This is a genomic window from Castellaniella sp. FW104-7C03, assembly GCF_040276085.1.
Classification (GTDB): domain Bacteria; phylum Pseudomonadota; class Gammaproteobacteria; order Burkholderiales; family Burkholderiaceae_B; genus Castellaniella.
This window is the reverse complement of sequence record NZ_JBELOK010000012.1, coordinates 23,895-48,006: the sequence shown is the minus strand read 5'-3', so window position 1 is coordinate 48,006 and position 24,112 is coordinate 23,895. Positions and strand designations below refer to the sequence as shown.

Sequence of the window (24,112 nt, the reverse complement as noted above, 5' to 3'; positions counted from 1 at the left end):
CTAGCGGGCCCGCGAAATCCGCACCTCGGCACCCCGCCGTTTTACCTCAAGGCCCTCGGAGGGCAGGATGCGCAGGCCCTCGAGGCCCTTGATATAGCTGGAACCCTGCATCTGCATCACCCGGATCTTGTTGCGCATCACCACCGGGTTGTGCTCGGGCATGCCAAACATCCAGACTTCTTCTAGGATACGTGCCGAGTTGATTTCTCCGGTGTGCTGGGTAACAGGCCCCAGACACAACATATGGCCTTCACGGCCAAACACAGGCAGCGCATCCAGCCCAGCCTGCAGCGCCAGGCGGGTGCCACCTTCGTAGCGCCAGCCGGTACTGAGATCCCACCAGGCATCGCCTTGGGGCAGATAGATTTCTGTGGCCTGCCCCGGTTGCATCACGGGCGCCACCAGCAGGGCCGGGCCCAGCAGGTACTGAGTATCCCAGGCATGGGCTTCGGGGTCGGCCGGATAGGCCTGCATCATCGAGCGCTGTACCGGCAACCCTGTGCGCACGGCGTCATCGATAATGCCGGCAATATATGGCAACAAACGATAGCGCCACTGCAGCCAGTGTTGCACCAAAGCCCGGGTATCGGCATCGAAGGCATCGGGCATCAGATCTGGCCGGCCCTGGAAGCTGAAATTGGCCGAAAACACGCACATGGCCAGCCAGCGCAGGTAAAGCTCTGCGTTTAAACCAGCGGCCGGCCGGCCGGCGCAACCCAGCGTATGGGTTTGCACGGCCACGCCGCTGTTGCCCACCGCCAACGCCGCGCGCAAGGTTTGCGCGAAACCGCCCCAGGTGTTGTCTACCTGAGGCCCCTGTTGCCAGGCAAACCGCTGCACACCCGGAAACAGATCGCGGCTAAGCATCACGCCCTCTTGGGGTGTGCGTGGGCCGGCCACGGCATCAAACAGCGCCTGGCGAGCCAGATGCGGGTACGCAGTGCGCAGGATGGCACCGGACTCTCCGCCACGGGCCTCGACGTCGTCGGGGAAATCAAACTGGGCCTGGCACACCGGCGCCTGCAAATTGTCTTCGAGGGCCTGTGCGTAGCGTTCTGTCCAGAGACGTGCAGCGTCTTTATGGGTGAGATCCAGCAAGCCAAAGGGTTGCCCGCCAGATGCGGCCGTACCCGGGCACACCCAGGCTGAGCCAGAATCGTCGCACAGCAGCCAGCCCCGGTCTTCCCACTCGTCGAACAGGGTTGTGCCCTGTATCACGCCAGGGATCAGGCTGCCGGCCAGATGCACGTTAAGGGTTTCGGCCTCGGCCACCAGCACGCGCCAGTCGGGCACGCGATCCGACCATTCGAACACGGGCTTATCGGCCTGAAAACCGATGATGGCGGGCTCGGCCAGACGCACGGCATCCAGCGCCAAGCCTTGCGCGCGCATGCTGCGCACCTGCTGCAGGCTGGCTTCGGGGGTTTGGCCATCGGCCTGATCCATCCACACCCCCATGGGCCAGAGGTCTGGCTGCCCGGCACGCCCGGTAAGGGCCGTGTACTGGTTGAGGATTTCGGAGGGATCGCCCACAAACAGGAAAATATCCAGCCCTGCCCCTTGCACCTGCAGCTGGTATTGCTCTGGGGTATCCAGTGTGTGCACCACCTGGTTGAGCGTATTGGGGTAGACGCCCCAGCCCAGCGGGCTCCAGGCCAGCGGCAAGCAGCGGCTGGCCGGTGCATCCGACACCAGCCGCGCGCCACGCCGATCGAGATCGTGACAGGTTTCACCCAGGCCAAAAATGCCTTCGGTATCTTGCAACTGCCAGTTGACCTGCCACAGACGCGTGGTATCTGCGGGCGCCCCTACGGGCAGTGTCAGGGAAGCGCGCGCGATGCAGGCATCCTGAGACAAAATTTGTACGCTGGGCCCGGCGCCTTCCAGCACCAGGCTGGCTTCACCCTGATTGATGCGCCAGACGCCAGGCTGCACGGCGACACAGTCGAGCTCGCCCACGGCTTCTTCGCGGGCCAGCAGCATCGCTGCGTGACGCTGAGCGCGCGCACTGGGCTTTGCCGGGTTCAGCCAGGCCTTTGGGCCACAACGCAGGCGAAACACGCCAGGCGAGTGGGCTTCGATGCGCAAACACCAGTCTTCTGAATGGTAGGCCCATTCGACGCAGGACGAAGTCTGGGTGACAGGGCCGGTCTCGAAGAGTTGGTCCGCCAATTCGATGGTGGGCGACACAGTGTGATCCTCTGGGCAGCTTGCCCACATAAGTCTTGTAAAAGACGTTATTCTGACGGATTTGCGCCATAAAATAAAATCCTGTTGCGTGACCAGGGGTTATCCCGGGCTGCACAGGCAATATTTAGCGCCCGTTTAGCGCAAACGGATCCGGTGTTGAAGCTCTCGTTCCACCGGCCAGGGCTCACGATCCAGCCTTGCCGCAATCAGATCTCCAGCCAGGGCCGACCAACTTAAGCCTCGCGATCCATATCCACACGCCAGCCACACCCCGAGCATCTCCGCCACCGCATCGATGATCGGCAGATGGTCGCGCGTGGCCGCACGCCAGCCCGCCCAACCCTGAGGCTTGCCACGCCCCAGCCACGGGACAGACCCGGCGGGCAGCCAGCGGCGCAACTGCGCCAGGATCGCGCGATGACCGGTGTCATCCACCACTGTGCTACCCACCCGTGGGCGATAGGTGCTGCCAGCCACTCCCCAACCCGCGGCCGGCGGCAAGCAGTAGCCCTTGCCTGACAGGATACAGGCTGGTACAGAATCATCACATGTTGCATACAAACTGATCTGTCCCGCAATCGGCCGTAAACCCGACAACACCGGCCAGGCAGACAGCAACGGGTGCAAGGCCAATAGCGCCGGCGCATGCCGCGCATTGGCCAGCACAACCTCATCCACCCGATCCAGCACGCGCTGATCTTGATCCAGCAAACACCAGCCACCGTCAGGGTGCGCCCGCAACGTAGCGGCATCGATCGCTCGCCGGGTGACGCCTGGCTGGCTTAACAAGGCGGCAATCAGCTCTCCAGGACACACACGCAAAGCCTGATCGAACCACAAACCCCCTTGTGCCAGCGGCACACCCGCCTGCCGGCTGGCTGCAGCATTATCCAGCCAGCGTACCCAGCCTGGCGGAAACTGCAGGCGCTGCATGGCGGCCTGCTGTCGTTGTGCGTCGTCCTGATTGCCCGCACACACCAGCGCACCGCACTGGTTTGGCTTGGCTGGCTCGGGCAAACCCATCCACCGTGATTGAGCACGCTGCAGACCCACCCGGGACAAGCGCGAGCGGGTATCGTCATCCAGGCTGAGCGCCGGGACGAGCGCAGCGGCCCCATATTGCCGGACCTCCGGTTTGATATCCAGGGCACAGTGGGAATCCCAAACCTGCACCTCATGGCCCCTGGCCGCCAGCGCCTGAGCCACACCGGCCCCCGCCAGCCCACCACCAATCACGGCCACGCGGCGCCGTTGGGGATCTGGCAGGGCCTGCCCCAGGCCGGGGCGCAAGGTGGCCACGGTCATGTGCCGCTTACCGGCAAAACCGGGCACCCTGGACACCAGAAAGCCGGCACTTTGCAAATCGCGCCGTACCTGGCCGGCTGCACACCAGGTGGCCACTGTCGCACCCGTGCAAGCCAGGCGCCGCATCTGGCCAAACACACCAGGCGACCACATCTCGGGATTGCGGTCGGGTGCGAAACCATCCAGATAAAACGCATCCACTGCGGCCTGCGCCTGGCGCACCGTGCGTCGGATATCGCCCCAGACCAGCGTCAGGCTGACCTTGCCACCCGTCAGATCGAGGCGCTGGACACCCGGCAGGAGGGCCGGCCAGGCGTGTGCCAGTTCGTCAGCCAGATCCTGCAAGGCAGCCGGCAGGCACCGCCACACGCGACGCAAGTCTTGCGCTTCAAAGGGATGCGCCTCGAAGGCCAGATAATGCAGCCGTTGGCTGCGTTGCGGGTCGCTGCGCCATGCGTGCCAACTGGCCAGAAAATTATGCCCCAGGCCAAAGCCGGTTTCGCAGATGGTGAATGCGGCACGCCCCTGCCAGCGCCCGGGCAGATGATTGCCCCGCAGAAACACCTGCTGCGCCTGGGCCAGCGGGCCTGCCTGGCCGTGATAGACATCCCCGTAGCGTTCACTATCGGGGATACCGTCGACGGTTTGGTGCCAGACAGCGGGGATCAGAGGTTGGTAGGGGCCGGACATGCAGGGATACTTGGGAGAGGTTGCTCACGTACAATGAATCACACGCCGCATGCGGCCGATTGGCGGCCCCACAGGCGCAGTACAGGACAGAGACTCACATGTTGACAACGCATCTCCTGTCGGCCGACTACCTGGACGCTGCTGTCACAGCCGCCCACGCAGCAGCAGCCATTTTACAAACTCACGCGCTGCACCGCTCTGATCTCATCATTGACACCAAGCAACGCAACGATCTGGTGTCACAGGCCGACCGCGAGGCCGAGCAGGCGATCATCGCCGTGCTGCGCGAGCGCACCTCCGAGGCGGGCATCATCGCCGAAGAATCCGGCGGCCAACCCGGCGAGCACGCAACCTGGTGCATCGACCCCCTGGACGGCACCACCAATTTTCTCAGCGGCATCCCCCACTATGCCGTCTCCATTGCCCTGATCGGCCATGCAGGCTGCTGCCCCGACGGCGGGCATCCTCTGGCCCAGGACACCCCGCTCATCGGGGTTATCTACGACCCCAACCGCCAGGAGCTCTTTTCTGCGCTGCACGGCATTGGCGCCTGGCTGAACGGCCGACGCATCCAGTGCTCCAGCACCAGGACGCTCGATCAAGCTGTATTGGCCACCGGATTTCCTTTCCGCGACTTTTCCTTCGAATCGCAATACATGCCCGGATTCATCGATGCCATGCATCAGACCCGTGGCGTGCGCCGCCTGGGGGCGGCTTCGCTGGATCTGGCCTGGACGGCCTGCGGGCGCTACGATGGATACTGGGAAATGGGTCTGGCCCCCTGGGACGTGGCCGCTGGTTGCGCCATTGTGCGTGCCGCCGGGGGCGTCTGCGAAGACATCCATCAGCAAGATCCCTGGCCCAAGGGCGGCTACGTCATGGCAAGCAACACACATCTCGCCCTGGCCCTTGACACTCTGATCAGTAAACACCTATGAAACAAGCTCTTCTCGACACGCTGAATCACTGGTTGCCTGACATGACCGACATCCGACGGTCCATCCATGCCTGGCCAGAGCTCGCCTTCCAGGAAACCCGCACTGCGGGCACCGTGGCACGATTACTCGAATCCTGGGGCATCGACACCCACACAGGTCTGGGCGACACCGGCGTGGTGGGGCGCATCACAGGCGATGCACCCGGCCCCTCCATCGGGCTGCGCGCCGATCTCGACGCCCTGCCCATGCCCGAGAACAACACCTTTGCCCACGCCAGCCAAAACCCTGGCGTCATGCACGCCTGCGGCCACGATGGCCACACCGCCATGCTGCTGGCAGCTGCCCGCTATCTGGCCGAAAACCGCCATTTCCCCGGTACCGTGCACGTGATTTTCCAGCCTGCCGAAGAAGCCGGTGGCGGTGCCCAGCGCATGATCCAGGACGGCCTGTTCGAGCAATTTCCCATGGATGCCGTCTTTGGCATGCACAACTGGCCGGGGATCCCGGTGGGCAGCTTCGGGCTTACCGAAGGCCCCATCATGGCCTCCAGCAACCGCTTTGACATCACTTTGCAAGGCAAGGGCGCGCACGGCGCCATGCCGCACCTGGGCATCGACCCCGTCGTCGCCGCTGCACAGCTCACCCTGGCATTTCAAACCATTCTCACCCGCAATCAAGACCCCCTCGATGCGGGCGTCATCAGTGTCACGCAGATCCACACCGGCTCGGCTGACAACGTCATCCCCGACGAAGCCGTCTTGCGCGGCACCGTCCGCACACTCAGCACCCCCGTGCTTGATCTGATCGAATCACGCATGCGCGACATCACCCAGCACCTGGCCCAGGCCATGGGCTGCACAGCCCAGTTTCATTTCAGCCGCGAATACCCGCCCACCATCAACCATCCGGCCGAAACCGCCCTCAGTACATGGGTTCTCACCGAGCTTGTCGGTGCCGAGTGCGTGCGGGCCGGTGTGCGCCCTTCCATGGGCGCCGAGGACTTCGCCTTCATGCTCCTCGAAAAACCCGGTTGCTATATCTGGATCGGCAACGGCGACGGTGACCACCGCAGCGCCGGCCATGGGTTGGGGCCTTGCACCCTGCACAACGGCAGCTACGATTTCAACGACAGCCTCATCCCGCTGGGCGCAGCCTACTGGGTGATGCTGACACACCGATATCTCACAGGCAGCTAAATCCAGGCATCGCCCCGTACGCGGCACCTCCCCACAGAGCTGCACGCCAGCCACAGGCTTCACGTAAAATACGCGCGGCAGGCCTTCACCACCTACCCGGCCTGCCTGTCACCCACGCTGATACCGAGGACACCATGTCAACGACCCTGCCTCCACACGACCACCCGGCTGTTTTGCGTGTCATGCCTATGCCTGCCGACGCCAACATCCATGGCGATGTCTTTGGCGGCTGGATCATGTCTCAGGTAGATATTGCCGGCTCCATCCCGGCAACCCGTCGCGCGGCTGGCCGGGTTGCCACGGTAGCCGTCAATGCATTTTTATTTAAACAACCGGTCTTTGTGGGCGACTTGCTGAGCTTTTACGCCACCATTCTCAAAACCGGGCGCACCTCGATCACCGTTTCCGTCGAAGTCTATGCCGAGCGTCAGCGTCTGGAGGCCGAGGTAGTCAAAGTCACCGAAGCCACGCTCACTTACGTAGCCACCGACGAGCAACGCCACAGCCGGCCCCTTCCTCCAATCTGAGACACCGATGGTCGATCCCCAGGTTGCCGAGAACCCAAACCCTGTCGTGATCCCGCGCCGGCTGGACCCCGAGGATGCTCAACTGGCCCTGCAGGAACTTCAGTCCATCCTGAAGCGCCAGGAAGTGGTGGACGTACTCGCCCAGCGCCAGCACGAAGGTGAGGACGAAGACGGCTCGAACCTGCTCGAAGGCATGCTGCAGCGCCAGCACGAAGACGAAATTCGTCAGATCGTCAACGCCCTGCACCCGGCCGATATCGCCTTCATTCTCGAATCCCTGCCCATAACCCAGCGCCAGGCCATCTGGCAACTGGTCAGCCAGGAGTATGACGCCGACGTCCTGCTGGAAGTCGAAGACTGGGTCCGCGAGTCGCTGATCGAGTCCATGGATCATGCCGACCTCATCGCGGCCACGGGCAATATGGATGCCGACGAGATCGCCGATCTCGCCCCCGATCTGCCACCGGACGTCATCGCCGAGGTTCAAAAAGGCCTTACCGACGCCGAACGCGCCCAGCTGATTGCGGCCATGGGCTACCCCGAAGATACTGTCGGGGCCATCATGGACTTCGATATGGTGCGCGTGCGCGAGGACGTCACCCTCGAGGTTGTCCTGCGCTACCTGCGGCGCCTGCACGAGCTCCCCGACCACACCGACCAGATTTTTGTGGTGGATCGCGCCGACCAGTTGCGCGGCACCTTGTCGTTATCGCGCCTGCTGCTGAGCGAGCCCGAGACCCTGGTGAACGCCGTCATGGAGCCTGATGTCCTGAGCCTGAATCCCACAGACTCCGATACCGATGCTGCCAACGCCTTCGAGCGCTACGATCTTGTCTCCGCCCCGGTTGTGGACGAACAAGGCCGCCTGATTGGACGTGTCACCATCGACGAAGTCGTGGACGTGCTGCAGGAAGACTCCCAAGAGCAAGCCCTGTCGCGGGCCGGCCTGCAAGAAGAAGACATCTTTGCCCCCGTGCTTTCGGCCCTGCGCAACCGCGCCCCCTGGCTGCTGGTCAACCTGTGCACCGCTTCAATCGCATCTTTGGTGGCCTCGCGATTCGAGGACACCGTCAGCCACATCGTGATCCTGGCATTTTTGATGTCCATCGTCGCCGGCATTGGCGGAAACTCCGGCAACCAGACCATGACCATGATCATCCGCGCCATGGCCACCGGCCGCGTTACCGGCGCCAACGTCTGGCAACTGGTCAAGCGCGAGCTGCAGGTTACCTTTTTAGTAGGCGCCTGTGGCAGCCTGGTAGCCGCCACCTTTGCCTGGGTTATCTCAGACTCCTACGCCATCGCCGCCGTGATGATGGCCGCCATGGTAGGCAACATGCTGATTGGCGCCACCCTGGGCGTGCTTATCCCACTGCTGCGCGACCGTTTTGGCAAAGACCCCGCAGTGGGGTCATCCGTTTTGCTCACCTTCGCCACCGACTCGCTGGGGTTCTTTCTGTTTCTGGGGCTGGCCACCATCTTTTTGCTGTAGCCGCCCCAGGCCTCATGCATCAATGCAGCGTCAAGTACGGCACGTAGCTGAACAAACCCAAAATCAGCAGGGTGGCCAAATAAAACGGGATCAGTTCCCGCGTGGCCGTGATAATGGACACGCGTGCAATGGTGCTGGAAATAAACAGCGTGGTACCCACCGGCGGCGTAAACAGGCCGATACTTAAATTAAGTACCATCATCAAGCCCAACTGCAACGTATCCAGACCAATGGTTTGCGCCAAAGGCACAAAGATGGGGCCCAACAGCAGAATGGCTGCCGGCAAATCGATGAACATGCCAACCACCAGCATGATGCCGTTCATGGCCAGGATAATCAGCCATGGATCTTGCAAGGTTTCTACACACCAAGCCGCGAAACTTTGCGGAATCTGGGCATATGTGGCCAGCCACCCCACGGCAGACGAGCCCATGATCACCAGCATCACCACGCCGGTCGAGACCCCGGCACTGCTCACGGCGGCACGAAAGCGCGCCCAGTTCATATCCCGGTAAACAAACACCCCCATCACCAGGGCATATAGCGTGGCCAGTACGGAGACCTCGGTGGGTGTTGCGATCCCAAAGCGCAGCAGCACCAGAATCATCACCGGCAAGGCCAGGGCAGGCAAGGCCCGCCAAAAGAGGCGACGAAACCGTGGCCAATCAAATGCAGCCGGCTGATACGGAAATCCACGAAACCGTGCTGACAGATTGCAGACCAGAACAAACACAGCGGTCAGCATCAGCCCAGGCAAGACACCAGCAAAAAACAACGAACTGATGGATTCGCCCGACACCAGCGAGTAGAGAATCAGTGGAATCGACGGCGGGATCAGGACGGCAATCATGGCCGATGCCGCATTGTTGGCTGCCGTAAAGCCGGCTGGATAGCCCTCTTTTTGCTGCCAGGGAATCAGCATGGACCCCAGTGCGGTTGCATCGGCCACAGCCGAACCTGAAACGCCACCAAAAACAGCAGACCCAACAACTGAAACCGAACCCAGACCACCTCGATAACGTTGAACCAGCGAGGTCGCAAAACCAATGAGATTTTGTCCCAGCTCGCCACTCATCATCAGGCTACCAGCCAGAATGAAGAAGGGCAGTGCCAGCATGGGAAATGATTGCGTGGGGGCAAACATCTGCTGGGCAATCACCATGAGTGGCGGGAAATCCGACGTACCCACTGCAATACCAGAGGCCACCACCAGCACATGGCCTACTGGCACGGCAAGAAACAGCAGGGCGAAAAAAACCAGACTGAGTGTCATCATCATGTCGGACTCTCCTCAGGATTAGGCTGCGGCAGGGCTTGTGTGCCATACACTGCAACACGCAACAGGATATTAAGGCTGGCCAGACTGGTGCCGGCAGCGGCAAACATCAGGGCGTAGTACCCCCAGCTGCCGGAAATACCCAGCAGCGGGCTGCGTTCGATCGCAACAATGTCAGCCACCTGCCAGGCCACCACAAACAGCACCCCATAGGCCACGGACACCAAAGCCTGAATACTTATCGCCAGCCACCGCCCGCCACGATCACCCACCAACTTATAGGCAAAATCAACTGCAATATGGCCACCACGCTGAGTGGCCATCACAATGCCACCGGCGATCATCCACGGAAACAATTGGGCGGGCACCTCGCTGATCCACTCGATACCACCCGCCTCAAATACATAGCGCACGGCCACATTAACGCCTAACAGTACTAGCAAAATTACCGTGGTTGCCATGACCAGAAGCTCGCAAACCTTGGCGATCCAGGCGTTGCAGGTGGCTGAAATACCCAAAAACCAGGGTTCACCCACCCGGCCACCCCGGGTGGACAGCCCCACAAGTGAGGACTCGCGCTTCATGGCCGCGCCCATTACCCGACTGCGGTGATGAGTTTCTTGACGAAGTCACCAAACGGCTTGGCCTGCCATTCGGCCGCAACCGGCGCGGTTGCCTTTTTGAATGCGGCACGATCCACGGGATTGACCTTGATGCTGGGATCTGCCTCGAACTGCGCCAAGTATTTTTTATCTGCCTCTTGCATCAGTCCACGCTGCAGATCCCCCGCTTCCCGGGCAGCTTCACGCACGGCCTGCTTCTCTGCATCCTTCAGACGCCCCAGGGCCATCCGGGACATCAGAAACGGCGTGCTCTCCCATTTATGGGCTGACAGACTGATATAAGGCGTGACTTCGTAGATTTTCGAACTGGCAATATTGGCCAGCGGATTCTCCTGACCATCCACCACGCCCTGCTGCAAGGCAATGTACAGCTCACTGAACGCGATCTGTTCGGTGGCTGCGCCCAATGCCTTGAAAATATCGATGGTCATGGCATCCGCTGGCGTGCGGATCTTCATCCCCGACAAATCCTTGGGCTCATGAACGGGCCGCTGGCTGTTGCTGATCTGCCGCACACCGTTATCCCACCAATCCAGCAGAACCAGACCTTTCGCCTCCATCCGTGCGGCAAGATCAGCACCAATATCCGTTTGCAGGATCTGATAGGCATGACTCGCGCTATCAAACAGGAAAGGCAGCCCCAGCGCATTAATCTCCGGAACAATCCCGCCTGTGGCGCCCTGACTATTGATGGTGAAATCCAGCACACCGGTGCGCAGGCTGGTCAGCATCGCCACGTCGTTGCCCAGCTGTTCTGAGCCGGCCACATTGATCTTGACACTGCCGCCAGTTTTTTCCGCGACCAAGGCCGCAAATTTTTCGGCTCCGACCGACCGGGGGTTACCGGGCGCTGCGCCATGCCCCAAAGTAAGCGTGGTGGCTGCATGGGCTTGAGACATCCACAGAGGTGTCGCAGCAATGGTGGCTGCACCACCTAAGGTATGCATAAATTGGCGTCGTGAAATTCTCATGATTGTCTCCTCACGGGTAAATTACGAATGGCTATCAGCCAGATTAAAACGGTAAAAGAGAGGGCTGCATTAAAAAGAAACGCTGATTAAAGCCAGGACTGAATGGATTTTGCAAATGCCTGACTGGATATGCCGTAACGATCATGGAGTGTCGGCAAAGCGCCGGCGTCCAGAAATTGATCGGGCAAACCAATCTGATGAAACGCAGGTGCCAAACGAGCCTTTAACAGCAAACTGGCCACAGACTCTCCGAGCCCACCGACCACAGAGTGGTTTTCTGCGACGACAACCAGACGGTCACTGCGCCGCACCTCATGCAAAATGGTGGCTTCATCCAGCGGTTTGATCGTGGGCACATGCAACACTGCCACATCAACACTGCCTTGCAACTGCTGTGCCGTCTCCAGGGCCCGCATTGTCATGAGGCCGCTGGAAATCACCAGTACATCCCGACCATCCCGCAACAACTTGGCTTTGCCCAGCTCGAATTTGTAGTCGTACTCATCCAGCACCACCGGAACATTGCCACGCAGGAGACGCATGTAAACCGGCCCCTTATGTGCAGAGATGGCGGGCACCGCCTGCTCGATATCCAGCGCATCGCAGGGGTCCACAATAGTCAGGCCGGGGATGGCTCGCATCATGGCGACGTCCTCTGTCGCCTGATGGCTGGGGCCATAGCCCGTGGTCAAGCCCGGCAGCGCGCAGCACAGCTTCACATCCAGGTGCTCCTCGGCAATGATCTGGTGGATGAAGTCGTAAGCACGCCGGGTGGCAAAAACCGCGTAAGAAGTCACAAAGGGCTGCAGGCCTTCCTTGGCCATACCACCCGCAGCAGCAACCAACAGTTGCTCAGCCATACCCATTTGATAAAAGCGCTCTGGAAATGCAGCGGCAAACACATGCAAATCCGTGTATTTGGCCAGATCACCTGTCAAACCGACAATTTCGGGCTTTTGTCGGGCCAGCTCAACCAGTGCATGCCCAAAGGGCGCAGACTTTGTGGCCTGTCCTTCTGAGGCAATCGAGGCGATCATCGCCGACGTTTTCAGACGCGTCGGGGGGGTGGCAGTTTGATTCATGCCTGCGCTCCTTGGTGTTGGGCATCCAGGTACTCAATCGCCTGCTGCCACTCGTGTTCATCAACCCGGATAAAGTGATTTTTTTCTCTGGCTTCCAGGAAATCCACGCCACATCCCATGTGAGTGCGCAGCAAAATTACCCTTGGCTGGTCACCCTCCAGATGGCGTGCCCGATCAAAGGCATCAAGCACCGCCTCAAGATCGTTGCCGTCCACCTCTTGCACATGCCAACCAAAGGCCTGCCATTTATCCGCTAGCGGCTCGAAGCCCAAAACCTTTGATGAGGGCCCATCCGCCTGCTGGTTATTGATATCCACCAGATTGATCAGCCGGCCAAGACCATGGTGTGCGGCCGACAGGGCTGCCTCCCAGACTGCCCCCTCATCCAGCTCTCCGTCGGACATCGACACATAAACAAAAGCCGGGTTCTCTTTGTGCCGTAAAGCCAAAGCCATCCCTACACCAATCGCCAAGCCATGCCCCAGCGACCCGCCTGAAATTTCCATCCCCGGGGTGTAACTGGCCATGCCTGACATCGGTAAACGACTGTCATCCGAGCCATACGTCTCAAGCTCATCCTCCGGAAGAATGCCCGCCAGAATCAGGGCTGCATAAAACCCGATCGCATAGTGGCCATGTGACAGCAGAAAGCGATCCCGCCCCTCCCACTTGGGATCATCGATCCGGTAACTCAGCGCATGCCCATAGGCCACTGCCAGCATGTCCGCAATGCCCAGCGCCTGAGCAATATAGCCCTGCCCCTGAACCTCGCCCATGCGCAGTGCATAGCGCCGAATCTGGTAGGCATCCACCGCCAGCTTGCTTAAAAGCTGCTTCCGGCTCTCCACCGGTGACAGATTAAGAGTATGCATAGATAGTTTCCTTTAACCGTGAATCAGCATGCCGCCATTGACATCAATGACTGCACCCGTCACATAAGAGGACAGATCCGACGCCAGGAAGAGATAGACCTTGGCCACATCCAGCGCATCCCCAAGCCGATTGAGAGGAATACCCTTCAGGATTTCGGTGCGCATTTCATCGGTCAGCTTGCCGCCGGTAATATCTGTCTGGATCAAACCCGGCGTCACACAATTCACCCGGATATTGTCCGGCCCGAGCTCGCGCGCCATCGCCTTGGCCAGGCCTAGCACCCCTGCCTTGGCGGCAGAATAATGCGGGCCACCAAAGATCCCACCGCCACGCTGCGCCGACACGGAAGACATGCAGGCAATCGAACCCGACTGACGCCGGCGCATGCCCGGAATAACTGCCTGGCTCAGGTTCAGTACCCCGCGCAGGTTCACATCCATGATGCGATCCCAGCTACCCGGATCGATCTCCATAATCTTCACAGGCTGCGTAATACCGGCGTTGTTGATCAGCACATCCACCGCACCCAGCTCTGCCGTCACCGTATGTACTGCTGTCTGACACGCTTGTGGGCTGACCACATTGCAGGCCAGGCCCAAATGCCCCTTGCCCAGCGAATCCGCCGCTGCCTGCGCCGCGCCCTGATCCAGATCCAGTATTGCGACACGCGCACCATTTTCAGCAAACAGTCGCGCCGTGGCGTAACCAATGCCACGCAAGCCTGCAGCGCCTGAAATAATGACGGTCTTGTCCTTCAATAGCATGTTCTGCTCTCCTGATGTCCTGTACTGAAATGCTGGAATCATGGTAGAAGCACACCCGCGCACCGACAAACGATATATCTGCAATAATTGATGAAATGATTTCATCAATATTGAGAGCAAGATGTTTAAAACCATCCCACTATCTCTATTGCGCGCATTCGAAGCTGCAGCAAGAAACGGTTCTTTTCGTAATGCTGCCAACGAGTTATCGCTTTCTGCCAGCGCTATAAGCCACGCAATCCGCAAACTCGAATCCGGTATGGGAACCCGTCTTTTTGTGCGAAGCACAAGAGCAATTCACCTGACACCTGAGGGTGAATACCTATACCGGCACGTCAACCGGGCATTTGACGACCTGCGCTACGGCATCGAAACTGTCGCCGCCCGAGGCCCAACCGTGCTGCGCCTTCATTCCGCACCCAGTTTTGCAGCCCAATGGCTTGCTCCCCGCCTGGCGGGATTCCTTGCGGCCTACCCCATGATCGACCTGCGTATGGCCGCCAGCACAGACTACGTGCGCTTTGGCACCGATGAATTCGACATCGATATCACCTACGGCAAACCCAGATCCGAAAATGCCATGAGCATCCCCTTGGGCGAAGAACTGCTCACCCCCTTATGCAGCCCTGAAACCGCAAAGCGTATCCGTACCCCGGCAGACCTCGCGCATGTCCCTCTGATTCAAAGCGAATACAAGCAGTTTCGCTGGCCGTCCTGGTTTGAGCTGAACGGCCTGCCCATACGCACCCCACAAGGGGCACGCTTCGACCGCAGCTTTCTGGCAATCGCCGCCGCTGCAGACGGACTTGGCGTGGCACTGGAATCCACCCGCCTGGCCGAGCGCGAACTCCTGAGCAACCGTCTGGTACGCCCTCTTGCAGGACGCGAGCGAGAAATCCATTACACCGGCCACCACCTGGCCTACTCAAGCGCAGGCCAACAACGCCACACTATCGGCATCTTCCGCGACTGGCTCTTGAATGAACTCGGCCTGACCCAACCCTCTGAACAGGCAAACTGAACCGTTGCCCCCTCCCCGTACGTCAGGCGGTGTGTTGGGCTGGCGGGTGGGGCAATTGGAGTTCGCCGGGAGGGAGGTCATCAGAGGGAGGCAAGCGAGCCGCCGTTCAAGCGGGACGCTTGTGGTCAGTCCGGGGGACTGACCACCCCGCGCGTTTGGCGAGCGCCCTCTGATGGCCTCCCGCACGGGCAGTTCCGGCGCAGCCGGAACCGAACGACTTGCCCCATCCGCCAGCCCAACACACCGCCGGGCTCTCCGACAAGAGTAATGACGCAGTCGAGCGCCCCCCAGAAAAAAGACCGGGAAACTTCCCGGCCTCTTTCAAAAAATCACGCCAATTTTCCGTGACAATGCTTGTATTTCTTGCCGCTGCCACACGGACACGGATCATTGCGCCCCACCCGTGGCACAGCCCCGGCCGGAACACCACCCGCTTGCGCAGCAGACCCCTGATCCAGGCCCGGATCCTCGCCCCGCAGCGCCGCGTCATAATCCGCATGGTGATAGCGCACATTCTCGAGCGCCGGCGATGTAGGTTCCTCGACCTCAACCTGCTCGGCAGACTGAATCCGCACCGTCATCAACACCCGGACCGTCTCATTGCGCACCCGGTCCAGCATGTCCGAAAACAGCTCGAACGCCTCCCGCTTGTACGCCTGCTTCGGATCCACCTGCGCATACCCCCGCAAATGAATCCCCTGGCGCAAATGATCCAGTGATGCCAAATGCGCACGCCAGTTTGAATCCAGCGCCTGCAACAAAACCGAGCGCTCGAAAGGCTCCCAGCCCTCGCGCCCAACCAGCGTCACCTTCTCATCGTACAGACGCTTGGATTCCGCCAATACTCGATCCAGCAAATCATCGTCAGTTAAATTGGGCTCTTTCTCCAGCATCTCTGCCAACGCCATCGGCATCGCCCAATCGGACTCCAGCGTCGTCTGCAGACCCGGCACATCCCACTGCTCTTCCATCGTTTCCTCTGGAATATAGCGACGGAACACCGCGGTAATCTCAGCTTCGCGCAGATTCGCAATCGTATCGGCAACCGAAGAAGACTCCAGAACCTCGTTGCGCTGACCGTACAGCACCTTGCGCTGATCATTGGCCACATCATCGTACTCAAGCAACTGCTTGCGAATATCGAAGTTGCGGCCTTCTACCTTACGCTGCGCGGATTCGATCGAGCGCGACACCATCCGTGCCTCGATTGGCTCACCCTCGGGCAAGCGCAGACGATCCATGATGGCACGGACACGATCGCCCGCAAAAATGCGCATCAGCGAATCATCCAGCGACAGATAGAACCGTGACGAGCCAGGATCGCCCTGGCGCCCAGCACGGCCCCGCAACTGATTATCGATGCGCCGTGACTCATGACGCTCGGTGCCAATGATGCGCAGGCCGCCCGCAGCCTTCACGGCTTCGTTGGCCGGTGCCCACTCTGCGCGGATCTGTGCAATCCGTGCCTCTTTGTCTTCGGCCGACAGATCGGCATCAGCACGCACCAGATCAATCTGCTTGTCGACACTGCCGCCCAGCACAATATCCGTACCCCGGCCGGCCATATTGGTGGCAATCGTAATGTGTCCAGGCTTGCCCGCCTCGGCCACGATCTCCGCTTCGCGCGCATGCTGCTTGGCATTCAGCACATCGTGCGGCAAACCATCCCTGCGCAAGGCATTGGACAGAAGCTCGGAGTTCTCGATGCTGGTGGTGCCCACCAGTACCGGCTGACCGCGTTTATGGCAATCGACGATATCCGCCAGAATCGCCTGATACTTCTCGGCATCTGTCTTGAACACCTGATCGTTCTGATCATCGCGGGCCATCGGACGATTGGTGGGGATAATCACCGTTTCGAGGCCGTAAATCTCCTGGAACTCGTAGGCTTCAGTGTCGGCCGTACCCGTCATCCCCGACAGCTTCTCGTACATCCGGAAATAGTTCTGGAACGTAATCGAGGCCAGCGTCTGGTTCTCGTTTTGGATGCGCACACCCTCTTTGGCCTCAACGGCCTGGTGCAGGCCGTCAGACCAGCGGCGACCAGCCATCAGGCGGCCGGTAAACTCGTCCACAATCACGACTTCGCCGTCTTGCACCACATATTGCTGATCAAGGTGGAACAAATTGTGCGCACGCAACGCCACCAACAGATGATGCATCAGCGAAATATGACGGGGATCGTATAGCGACTCGCCCTCGGGCAAGATGCCTTGCTGGACCATCACCTGCTCGGCCTTGACCTGCCCGGCCTCAGACAAATGCACCTGCTGGGCTTTTTCGTCCACCCAGAAATCACCCTCGGGCTCTGGCTCGTGCGGCTTCGGTTCTTCGGCCATGCGCGTCAGCAGAGGCGGCACCGCATTCATCCGCACGTACAGCTCGGTGTTGTCGTCGGCCTGACCAGAAATAATCAGCGGCGTACGGGCTTCGTCGATAAGAATCGAATCCACCTCATCGACAATCGCAAACGACAGGCTGCGCTGACGGCGGTCGCCAGGGCGGAATTCCATATTGTCGCGCAGATAATCGAAACCGTACTCGTTGTTGGTACCGTAGGTGATGTCTGCCTGATAAGCCGCGCGCTTTTCTTCGTTTTCTTGCTGCGGCACCACCACGCCCGTGCTCAGGCCCAGAAACCCGTACAGGCGGCCCATCCACTCGGCATCGCGCCGGGCAAGGTAATCATTGACTGTCACCACATGCACCCCGTTGCCGGGCAAAGCATTGAGGTACACCGCCAGGGTAGCCATCAACGTTTTGCCCTCACCCGTGCGCATCTCTGCAATTTTGCCATTGTGCAGGGCAATCGCCCCCAGCATCTGCACATCGAAGTGGCGCATGCCAAACACCCGCTTGCTGGCCTCGCGGACCACCGCAAACGCTTCCGGCAGCAAAGAGTTTAGCGACTTGCCGTCGGCGATCCGCTGACGGAATTCGTCAGTTTTGGCTTGTAGCGCTTCGTCGGACAAAGCCTGCACAGAGGGCTCGAGCGCATTGATCTGTGCGACCTGCTTGCGGTACTGCTTGAGCAACCTGTCGTTGCGGCTGCCAATGAACTTTTTAAGCAGAGAAACCATAGTGTGTCGTCGCTGCGGGCCGGCGCTGCCAAAAACAGCCCCGGCAACCGGATGATTGTCAGGCACGGTCACTGAACAGTGACCGCAGGTAAACGATGCAGTTTAACGCAGCTGCGGGCCCGCCGCTTTGGCAGGCTGATCTGCGGCTGCTACCCGTAGTCCCGCCAAGGCCTGTGCGGACGATCGGTTTGGCGCCTGCAGGAACAAGGTAGGATCCAGTGGGTAATCTGCCATGCGAATCTCGAAGTGCAGATGAGCCCCGGTGGAGCGGCCTGTGCTGCCCACCCGAGCGATCAGATCTCCCTGACGCACGAGGTCTCCCGCCTTGACCAGTATGCTGGACGCATGCGCATATCGGGTGCGCAAACCATTGCCGTGGTCGATTTCAACCATCTTGCCATAGCCGTGCCAGGTGCCGGCTCGCACCACAATCCCGCCCGAGGCGGCACGGATGTCCGTGCCCCGGGGTGCTGCAAAATCCAGCCCCTCGTGCATCGTTTGCCGCCCGGTGACCGGATTGCGGCGCCAGCCAAAAGAAGAACTGAGTGCCGGGTAATCCACCGGCGACAAGGTAGGCAAACTGGCCTGAAACCCCGCCTGCCGGGACAAGGCCGCATCCACCAATGCGTAAGCGTCTTCCTGGCTGTCCAGACGCGCACCCAGCGCATCTACCCGTGCGCCCAACTGTTCGGCCGACTCAAAGGACAAGGACATGGGTAAAGGGTCTGTGATGTCATCCAGCACCTGGGACGCATCAGCCTGCGGGATGTGCGACAAACTGTCCACATCAGCGGCCGTGGGAGCTGGACCACCGGCAATCTCTGGGGCGCTGTACTTGAGGCCGGCTGCTTGGGCGATACGGCTGCGCACGGCCTCCATGGCCAACACCCGCCCCTGGAGCTCTCCGACGCGACCTGCCAGATCGGCGAGGTTACCCTGCAGGGCCGCGGTTTGCTGTTGCATCCGGGCATTCAGCGTTTGCCTTTGCTGAGTTTGCAACAAAGAAGTGCCCTGCCAGGACTGCCACTGCGCACCTGCCCATGCAGCGGCAGACAACAACAAGAGCAACAAGCCCAGGCGTGCCAGCCAGTGCACGGTAGAATGGCTGAACCGTCGTGCGGTTGTTGCAACATCAACTTCTGACTTCATCCAACTAATCCTTAAATGTCTCAGGCTTCTCGCCACCGCAGCCATGCCCCTGGGGCCCCGGCCCTGAGCTGGTTGCAGGCAAACCCGCAAGGGGCCCATCTGCTGCAAACAGCGCATACGCTGATGGCCCTGCAAAGCGCCTTGCGCGCCACCTTGCCCCTTGCCCTGCAGCGCCGCGCACAGGTAGCCCGTATAGAGGGACAACAACTTACCGTATTGGTTCCTGGCCCTGCCTATGCCGCACGCCTGCGGCAACTGACACACCAAGTGGCCAGCCAGCTGCAGCAACAGGGATGGCCGGTAGAAACCATTGTCGTGCGCATTGATGCCGCCATGGGGCAAGCCGGGACACAAAAGCCACTGCGTGAAACCCGACCACTGGACGAGCAGGCCTTGCACTGCTTTGAGACATTGGCCAAGGATCTAAGCCCCGGGCCCTTATCCGATGCAGTCAGCCGGTTATTGCGTCATCACCGGCCAGAAGGTACACAAAAATAGCGACCGCTGCCCCTTAGGCCAGTTGCCAGTCGCGGGTGTAGGCAGCGGGTGCCAGCTGGGAGGATTCGTAGGTGACGGTTTCCCAGCAATCTTGCTGGGCCAGCAAAGCGCGTACCAGCTGGTTGTTAAGACTATGGCCAGACTTGCAGGCCACGTACCGGGCCACCAGCGGTTGGCCGGCGAGATAAAGATCCCCGATGGCATCGAGGATCTTGTGTTTTACGAATTCGTCGTCGTAGCGCAAGCCATCGGAATTAAGCACGCGGTATTCGTCCATGACGATCGCGTTATCCAGGCTGCCGCCCCGGGCCAGCCCCATGGAGCGCAACGCCTCGACCTCGGAGGCAAATCCGAAGGTACGCGCACGCGCAATGGTTTTGACGTAAGAATCAGTGGCGAAATCAACTTCGGCACGATTGGCGGTGGAGTTGATGGCCGGATGGCGAAAATCGATGGAAAACGACAACGCAAAGCCGTCGTGAGGCTCCAGGCGCGCCCATTTGGCGGCCGGGCCATCGCCCTCGCGGACTTCGACGGGCTTGAGTACCCGGATGAACCGCTTGGCCGCAGATTGCTCTTGCAGGCCGGCGCTACGCAGCAGATACACAAAGGTGCCGGCGCTGCCATCCATGATGGGCACTTCTTCGGCATTGAGATCAACGTGCAGGTTATCCACCCCCAGGCCAGCCAGGGCGGACATCAGGTGCTCGACGGTAGATACGCGCACTGACCCTTGCTGCAATACAGAGGCCATACGGGTATCGCCCACAGCATCGGCGCGCGCCGGCAGATCAACCACCTGGGGAAGATCGGTGCGATGGAAAACAATGCCCGTATTGGGCTGTGCGGGGCGCAATGTGATTTCAACCCGGCGGCCTGAATGCAGGCCCACGCCTTTGGTGGAAATCGCTTGCTTGATCGTGCGCTGTAAGAGCATGGGTATATCGGAATAGGCTACACGCACAAGGCACTACCGCCCTGGCGCAGAATGTCGGGGTATTGTAACCGCTCTACGGGTTTTCCACGACCCTTGTCACTGGATTTCACACTTGTTATGCGAAGGCACACCCTCCTCCAGGGGAAGAGAAGGGTGTGCCAGGCGCCGCGACCGGCGTGACAGCAGCCGCGATGTGAGGTCAGAACGACAGATCTTCAGAGATCAATCGGCCTGTTTACGCAAAAAGGCAGGGATATCAAAGTGATCCATCCCGGCGCCTTCCAGCGCCTGTACCTGTGCCGAAGCACTGGTGCGAGGGCGGCGGATCACCGACGGCACATCCGTACCGGCAAAATCATGGCCCAGATGCACGGGTTGATTGTCGGTGCCGGTGCGCTGGATTTCAGCATTGTTGGACACCAGTTGCGGACGGCTGTTGGCAGCGCCCAGACCGGTTGCCACCACGGTGACACGCAGGCTTTCACCCATCGCATCGTCGTACGCCGTCCCGAAAATGACGGTGGCGTCTTCGGATGCATAGCTGCGGATGGTTTCCATGATTTCGCGGGTTTCACGCATTTTCAGCGAGCGGCTGGCCGTAATGTTGACCAGAATCCCACGGGCACCATGCAGATCGACACCCTCAAGCAAGGGGCAGGCAATGGCTTGCTCAGCGGCGGTACGGGCACGATCGGCGCCAGCGGCAACCGCTGTGCCCATCATGGCCTGACCCTGCTCGCCCATGATGGTTTTCACGTCCTCGAAGTCGACGTTCACATTGCCTTCAACATTGATGATTTCGGCAATGCCTGCGCAGGCATTGTGCAGCACGTCATCAGCTGCCTGGAAGCAGTCTTCCTGGGTGGCGTCTTCGTCCATCAGGTCGTACAGGTTTTCGTTGAGCACCACCACCAGGGAATGCACGTGGCGCGTCAGCTCGCGGATCCCTTCTTCGGCCAGGCGCATGCGCTTGTTGCCTTCGAAAATGAACGGCTTGGTAACCACACCGACGGTCAGGATACCCAGTTCCTTGGCAACCTCGGCCACCACTGGGCCAGCCCCGGTGCCGGTGCCACCGCCCATGCCGGCCGTGATAAACACCATGTGCGCCCCGTTCAAGGCGGCACGGATTTCCTCGCGAGCAGTCTCCGCCGCTGCACGACCCTGGTCGGGTTTGGCACCAGCACCCAAACCGGTGCGACCCAGGCGGATCTGCACAGGCGCTTCGCTGGCCAGCAAGGCCTGCGAATCTGTGTTGGCGCAGATAAATTCCACTCCTTGTACTCCGGAGTGGATCATATGGGCCACCGCGTTACCCCCGGCGCCACCGACGCCGACGACTTTGATCACGGTGCCGTTTCTGCTGGTATCCAGCATTTCGAAATTCATCATGGTTGACTCCCTCACATACGGAAAACGAAAAAAACAATCCCCTGATAGCCCACGAATGACCGACCATCGGTCAGTTCATGAACCACTCCTTCATGCGCGTCAGAATGGACTTGACGGTTCCTTTCTGTTGCGCCACTTTGCGACCTCGTGCCCGCTGCATGCGGGCCTCGATCAACAAACCCATCACCGTCGAGAAGCGCGGATTGCGCATCACGTCGGACAAACTGCCCTCATAGACCGGCACGGCCACCCGGACCGGCTTGAGGAACACGTCCTCAGCCAGCTCGACCATGCCGGGCATGAGCGCCGTCCCGCCGGTTAACACCACCCCGGAGGACAACAATTCTTCGTAGCCGGATTCACGTACTACCTGCTGCACAAATCCAAACAGCTCTTCCATGCGCGGCTCGATCACGGCACCCAGTGCCTGGCGCTTGACGTTGCGGTTGGGGCGATCACCCAGCCCCGGCACCTCGATCATTTCGTCAGCACCCACCAATACCTGCTTGGCCACGCCATAGCGCAGCTTGATTTCCTCGGCGTCCGGAGTGGGCGTACGCAGCATGGCGGCAATGTCACTGGTGACCTGATCACCGGCAATCGGGATGACCGAGGTATGGCGAATGGCTCCGCCGGTATAGATGGCAATATCGGTGGTGCCGCCACCAATATCCACCAGCACCACACCCAATTCTTTTTCATCAGCAGTGAGGCATGACAAGCTGGAAGCCAGCGGCTGCAAGGTCAGATCCTGAACCTCCAGCCCGCAGCGGCGCACACACTTGACGATGTTTTGTGCGGCACTGACTGCCCCTGTGACGATGTGCACGCGCACTTCCAGGCGCATGCCGCTCATGCCGATCGGCTCGCGGATATCATCCTGGGCGTCCACGATGAACTCCTGCGTCAGGACATGCAGCACTTTCTGATCAGTGGGGATGTTGACGGCCTTGGCAGTTTCAATCACCCGCTCGACATCCGTGGCGGTGACTTCCTTGTCTTTGACGGCCACCATGCCACTGGAGTTGAAACTGGTGATATGGCTGCCGGCGATACCGGTGTATACCTCGCGGATCTTGCAATCAGCCATCAGCTCGGCTTCTTCAAGCGCACGCTGGATGGAGTTGACGGTGGATTCGATGTTGACGACAACACCCTTGCGCATACCGTCTGACTCGTGCTGGCCGAGGCCCAGCACTTCAAACCCGGCATCCGGCAAGATTTCAGCCACCACGGCAACCACTTTGCTGGTGCCGATGTCGAGTGCAACGATCAGGTCTTTGATGTCACGAGTCATGGTTTGGAAGGTCGATGAGTAGCATTGGTTTCAGGGGCCAGCGTGATTGCGAACCCGTTGGGGTAACGCAAATCGGCGCTGGCGATCATGCGGCTGCCCAGACGTTGCGACAACGCGGGCCAGGCCTGGACAAAACGTTCGATGCGGGCGGCAAACGGCAGCGCGCCCGAGCGGCCATGCGGGTCGGTGGCATCCGCGGCCGGGTCGCGCCCCAAAGCCAGATGCACTCCGTCCGAGAGCGACACTTCCCATGCATAGCGGGGTGTCAGGGTGGCTTCCCGTACGCTCAGGCCCAGCGGCGCAAACCAGCGGGCAATCTCGGCATAACGCTGCACCACCAGGCGCTCGGAGCTGGCGGGCCCATTCAGCTGCGGCAAATGCAGGCCATCGGGCAGTTCACCTGGATTGGCCGTAAAGGCTTCGCCCCAGGTATTGATCATCTGGTTTTCATTCCATAGCGCCAGCGGTTGCTGTTCTTCGATACGCACCAGCAGCGTGGAGGGCCATACCCTGCGGATGGCTGCATGCCGCACCCAAGGCACGTTTTCGATGCGTTGACGCACCTCATCCAGATCCAGCAGGAAGAAATTGCCCTGCACCTGGCCGGCCAGTGCGGTTTGCAGGCTGCTGGGGCTGACATATTGCAAGGTGCTGCCCGCCACCGGCGCCAGCTGAATCTGCTGGATGGCAAAGTACGGCCGACGGATGATCCACGACAGCACGCCAGCCACCATAGCCAACACAGCCAGCAAAGCCAGCAGGTTGGCGATCAGGTTGGTCAGGCGGGCGTCTGCAAACACCGTTGGCTCCT

General features: G+C 60.3%; 20 protein-coding genes. 6 read left to right on the top strand and 14 right to left on the bottom strand.

What is annotated here, in order from left to right; genetic code table 11:
- Together ABS758_RS13575 and mnmC are read right to left on the bottom strand one after the other, a co-directional pair.
- The gene (locus tag ABS758_RS13575; RefSeq protein WP_492304515.1) at nt 1-2,190 is read right to left on the bottom strand and encodes a glycoside hydrolase family 31 protein; all 2,190 of its coding nucleotides are present in this window, start codon (nt 2,188-2,190) and stop codon (nt 1-3) included.
- 135 nt (nt 2,191-2,325) lie between these two features.
- The gene (gene mnmC / locus ABS758_RS13570; protein WP_350383628.1) at nt 2,326-4,185 is read right to left on the bottom strand and encodes a bifunctional tRNA (5-methylaminomethyl-2-thiouridine)(34)-methyltransferase MnmC2/FAD-dependent 5-carboxymethylaminomethyl-2-thiouridine(34) oxidoreductase MnmC1; all 1,860 of its coding nucleotides are present in this window, start codon (nt 4,183-4,185) and stop codon (nt 2,326-2,328) included.
- 98 nt (nt 4,186-4,283) lie between these two features.
- Between mnmC and ABS758_RS13565 the strand changes: the two genes are divergently transcribed.
- The 4 genes from ABS758_RS13565 (at nt 4,284) to mgtE (ending at nt 8,338) form a co-directional block, all read left to right on the top strand.
- Nucleotides 4,284-5,123 (top strand): inositol monophosphatase family protein, encoded by an 840-nt coding sequence (locus ABS758_RS13565; protein WP_350383629.1) that lies wholly within the window; start codon nt 4,284-4,286, stop codon nt 5,121-5,123.
- The gene (locus ABS758_RS13560; protein WP_350383631.1) at nt 5,120-6,319 is read left to right on the top strand and encodes a M20 aminoacylase family protein; all 1,200 of its coding nucleotides are present in this window, start codon (nt 5,120-5,122) and stop codon (nt 6,317-6,319) included. Before ABS758_RS13565 ends, ABS758_RS13560 begins: the two co-directional genes overlap by 4 nt.
- Before the next feature lie 134 nt (nt 6,320-6,453).
- Nucleotides 6,454-6,846, top strand: a complete 393-nt coding sequence (locus ABS758_RS13555; protein WP_350383633.1) for an acyl-CoA thioesterase — start codon at nt 6,454-6,456, stop codon at nt 6,844-6,846.
- A gap of 7 nt (nt 6,847-6,853) precedes the next feature.
- Entirely contained in the window at nt 6,854-8,338 is a 1,485-nt protein-coding gene (mgtE, locus tag ABS758_RS13550) for a magnesium transporter (RefSeq protein WP_350383636.1), read from the top strand.
- A gap of 19 nt (nt 8,339-8,357) precedes the next feature.
- Here the strand turns inward: mgtE and ABS758_RS13545 are convergent, their stop codons facing one another.
- The 6 genes from ABS758_RS13545 to ABS758_RS13520 all read right to left on the bottom strand — a co-directional run bounded on the left by ABS758_RS13545 (nt 8,358) and on the right by ABS758_RS13520 (nt 13,927).
- The gene (locus tag ABS758_RS13545) at nt 8,358-9,617 is read right to left on the bottom strand and encodes a TRAP transporter large permease (protein WP_492304514.1); all 1,260 of its coding nucleotides are present in this window, start codon (nt 9,615-9,617) and stop codon (nt 8,358-8,360) included.
- Nucleotides 9,614-10,198: a TRAP transporter small permease gene (locus tag ABS758_RS13540; RefSeq protein WP_350383638.1), complete on the bottom strand. Its 585-nt coding sequence runs from the start codon at nt 10,196-10,198 to the stop codon at nt 9,614-9,616. The genes ABS758_RS13545 and ABS758_RS13540 overlap by 4 nt, the downstream gene beginning before the upstream one ends.
- An 11-nt stretch (nt 10,199-10,209) precedes the next feature.
- The gene (locus ABS758_RS13535) at nt 10,210-11,208 is read right to left on the bottom strand and encodes a TRAP transporter substrate-binding protein (RefSeq protein ID WP_350383640.1); all 999 of its coding nucleotides are present in this window, start codon (nt 11,206-11,208) and stop codon (nt 10,210-10,212) included.
- A gap of 86 nt (nt 11,209-11,294) precedes the next feature.
- On the bottom strand, nt 11,295-12,290 hold the full coding sequence (locus tag ABS758_RS13530) for a transketolase family protein (RefSeq protein WP_350383641.1): 996 nt from the start codon (nt 12,288-12,290) through the stop codon (nt 11,295-11,297).
- The gene (locus ABS758_RS13525; protein ID WP_350383643.1) at nt 12,287-13,162 is read right to left on the bottom strand and encodes a transketolase; all 876 of its coding nucleotides are present in this window, start codon (nt 13,160-13,162) and stop codon (nt 12,287-12,289) included. Before ABS758_RS13525 ends, ABS758_RS13530 begins: the two co-directional genes overlap by 4 nt.
- A 12-nt stretch (nt 13,163-13,174) precedes the next feature.
- On the bottom strand, nt 13,175-13,927 hold the full coding sequence (locus ABS758_RS13520; RefSeq protein ID WP_350383645.1) for an SDR family NAD(P)-dependent oxidoreductase: 753 nt from the start codon (nt 13,925-13,927) through the stop codon (nt 13,175-13,177).
- 121 nt (nt 13,928-14,048) lie between these two features.
- Here ABS758_RS13520 and ABS758_RS13515 point away from each other — a divergent pair, with 121 nt between their 5' ends.
- Complete coding sequence (locus ABS758_RS13515) at nt 14,049-14,948, top strand: LysR substrate-binding domain-containing protein (protein ID WP_350383648.1); 900 nt, start codon at nt 14,049-14,051, stop codon at nt 14,946-14,948.
- Nucleotides 14,949-15,277: 329 nt separating this feature from the next.
- On the opposite strand, the gene secA is transcribed toward ABS758_RS13515, so the two are convergent.
- Both secA and ABS758_RS13505 read right to left on the bottom strand, forming a co-directional pair.
- Nucleotides 15,278-18,028, bottom strand: coding sequence for a preprotein translocase subunit SecA (gene secA / locus ABS758_RS13510; RefSeq protein WP_350383650.1), 2,751 nt, complete (start codon nt 18,026-18,028; stop codon nt 15,278-15,280).
- A gap of 102 nt (nt 18,029-18,130) precedes the next feature.
- Nucleotides 18,131-19,177, bottom strand: coding sequence for a peptidoglycan DD-metalloendopeptidase family protein (locus ABS758_RS13505; RefSeq protein ID WP_350383652.1), 1,047 nt, complete (start codon nt 19,175-19,177; stop codon nt 18,131-18,133).
- Between the two features lie 15 nt (nt 19,178-19,192).
- On the opposite strand from ABS758_RS13505, the gene ABS758_RS13500 reads away from it, so the two are divergent.
- A complete protein-coding gene (locus ABS758_RS13500) occupies nt 19,193-19,675 on the top strand; it encodes a DciA family protein (RefSeq protein ID WP_350383654.1) in 483 nt (160 codons plus the stop codon).
- Nucleotides 19,676-19,688: 13 nt separating this feature from the next.
- Here ABS758_RS13500 and lpxC read toward each other — a convergent pair whose 3' ends face one another.
- The 4 genes from lpxC to ABS758_RS13480 form a co-directional block, all read right to left on the bottom strand.
- Nucleotides 19,689-20,612 carry a UDP-3-O-acyl-N-acetylglucosamine deacetylase gene (lpxC, locus tag ABS758_RS13495; protein ID WP_350383655.1) on the bottom strand — a complete coding sequence of 308 codons (924 nt, stop codon included), beginning with the start codon at nt 20,610-20,612 and terminating at the stop codon, nt 19,689-19,691.
- A gap of 222 nt (nt 20,613-20,834) precedes the next feature.
- Nucleotides 20,835-22,004: a cell division protein FtsZ gene (ftsZ, locus tag ABS758_RS13490; RefSeq protein WP_350383657.1), complete on the bottom strand. Its 1,170-nt coding sequence runs from the start codon at nt 22,002-22,004 to the stop codon at nt 20,835-20,837.
- Between the two features lie 70 nt (nt 22,005-22,074).
- Complete coding sequence (ftsA, locus tag ABS758_RS13485; RefSeq protein ID WP_350383660.1) at nt 22,075-23,301, bottom strand: cell division protein FtsA; 1,227 nt, start codon at nt 23,299-23,301, stop codon at nt 22,075-22,077.
- Nucleotides 23,298-24,101, bottom strand: a complete 804-nt coding sequence (locus ABS758_RS13480; protein WP_350383663.1) for a cell division protein FtsQ/DivIB — start codon at nt 24,099-24,101, stop codon at nt 23,298-23,300. The genes ftsA and ABS758_RS13480 overlap by 4 nt, the downstream gene beginning before the upstream one ends.
- Between the last annotated feature and the right edge of the window lie 11 nt (nt 24,102-24,112).

Excerpts from the sequence above, each read along its gene's own strand:
- ABS758_RS13505 (WP_350383652.1), bottom strand. The coding sequence starts at position 19,177 with ATGAAGTCAGAAGTTGATGTTGCAACAACCGCACGACGGTTCAGCCAT.
- mgtE (WP_350383636.1), top strand. The coding sequence starts at position 6,854 with ATGGTCGATCCCCAGGTTGCCGAGAACCCAAACCCTGTCGTGATCCCG.
- mnmC (WP_350383628.1), bottom strand. The coding sequence starts at position 4,185 with ATGTCCGGCCCCTACCAACCTCTGATCCCCGCTGTCTGGCACCAAACC.
- ABS758_RS13530 (WP_350383641.1), bottom strand. The coding sequence starts at position 12,290 with ATGAATCAAACTGCCACCCCCCCGACGCGTCTGAAAACGTCGGCGATG.
- ABS758_RS13520 (WP_350383645.1), bottom strand. The coding sequence starts at position 13,927 with ATGCTATTGAAGGACAAGACCGTCATTATTTCAGGCGCTGCAGGCTTG.
- ABS758_RS13525 (WP_350383643.1), bottom strand. The coding sequence starts at position 13,162 with ATGCATACTCTTAATCTGTCACCGGTGGAGAGCCGGAAGCAGCTTTTA.
- lpxC (WP_350383655.1), bottom strand. The coding sequence starts at position 20,612 with ATGCTCTTACAGCGCACGATCAAGCAAGCGATTTCCACCAAAGGCGTG.
- ABS758_RS13555 (WP_350383633.1), top strand. The coding sequence starts at position 6,454 with ATGTCAACGACCCTGCCTCCACACGACCACCCGGCTGTTTTGCGTGTC.
- ABS758_RS13515 (WP_350383648.1), top strand. The coding sequence starts at position 14,049 with ATGTTTAAAACCATCCCACTATCTCTATTGCGCGCATTCGAAGCTGCA.
- ABS758_RS13565 (WP_350383629.1), top strand. The coding sequence starts at position 4,284 with ATGTTGACAACGCATCTCCTGTCGGCCGACTACCTGGACGCTGCTGTC.
- ABS758_RS13500 (WP_350383654.1), top strand. The coding sequence starts at position 19,193 with ATGTCTCAGGCTTCTCGCCACCGCAGCCATGCCCCTGGGGCCCCGGCC.
- ABS758_RS13535 (WP_350383640.1), bottom strand. The coding sequence starts at position 11,208 with ATGAGAATTTCACGACGCCAATTTATGCATACCTTAGGTGGTGCAGCC.
- secA (WP_350383650.1), bottom strand. The coding sequence starts at position 18,028 with ATGGTTTCTCTGCTTAAAAAGTTCATTGGCAGCCGCAACGACAGGTTG.
- ftsZ (WP_350383657.1), bottom strand. The coding sequence starts at position 22,004 with ATGATGAATTTCGAAATGCTGGATACCAGCAGAAACGGCACCGTGATC.
- ABS758_RS13545 (WP_492304514.1), bottom strand. The coding sequence starts at position 9,617 with ATGATGATGACACTCAGTCTGGTTTTTTTCGCCCTGCTGTTTCTTGCC.
- ftsA (WP_350383660.1), bottom strand. The coding sequence starts at position 23,301 with ATGACTCGTGACATCAAAGACCTGATCGTTGCACTCGACATCGGCACC.
- ABS758_RS13560 (WP_350383631.1), top strand. The coding sequence starts at position 5,120 with ATGAAACAAGCTCTTCTCGACACGCTGAATCACTGGTTGCCTGACATG.
- ABS758_RS13540 (WP_350383638.1), bottom strand. The coding sequence starts at position 10,198 with ATGAAGCGCGAGTCCTCACTTGTGGGGCTGTCCACCCGGGGTGGCCGG.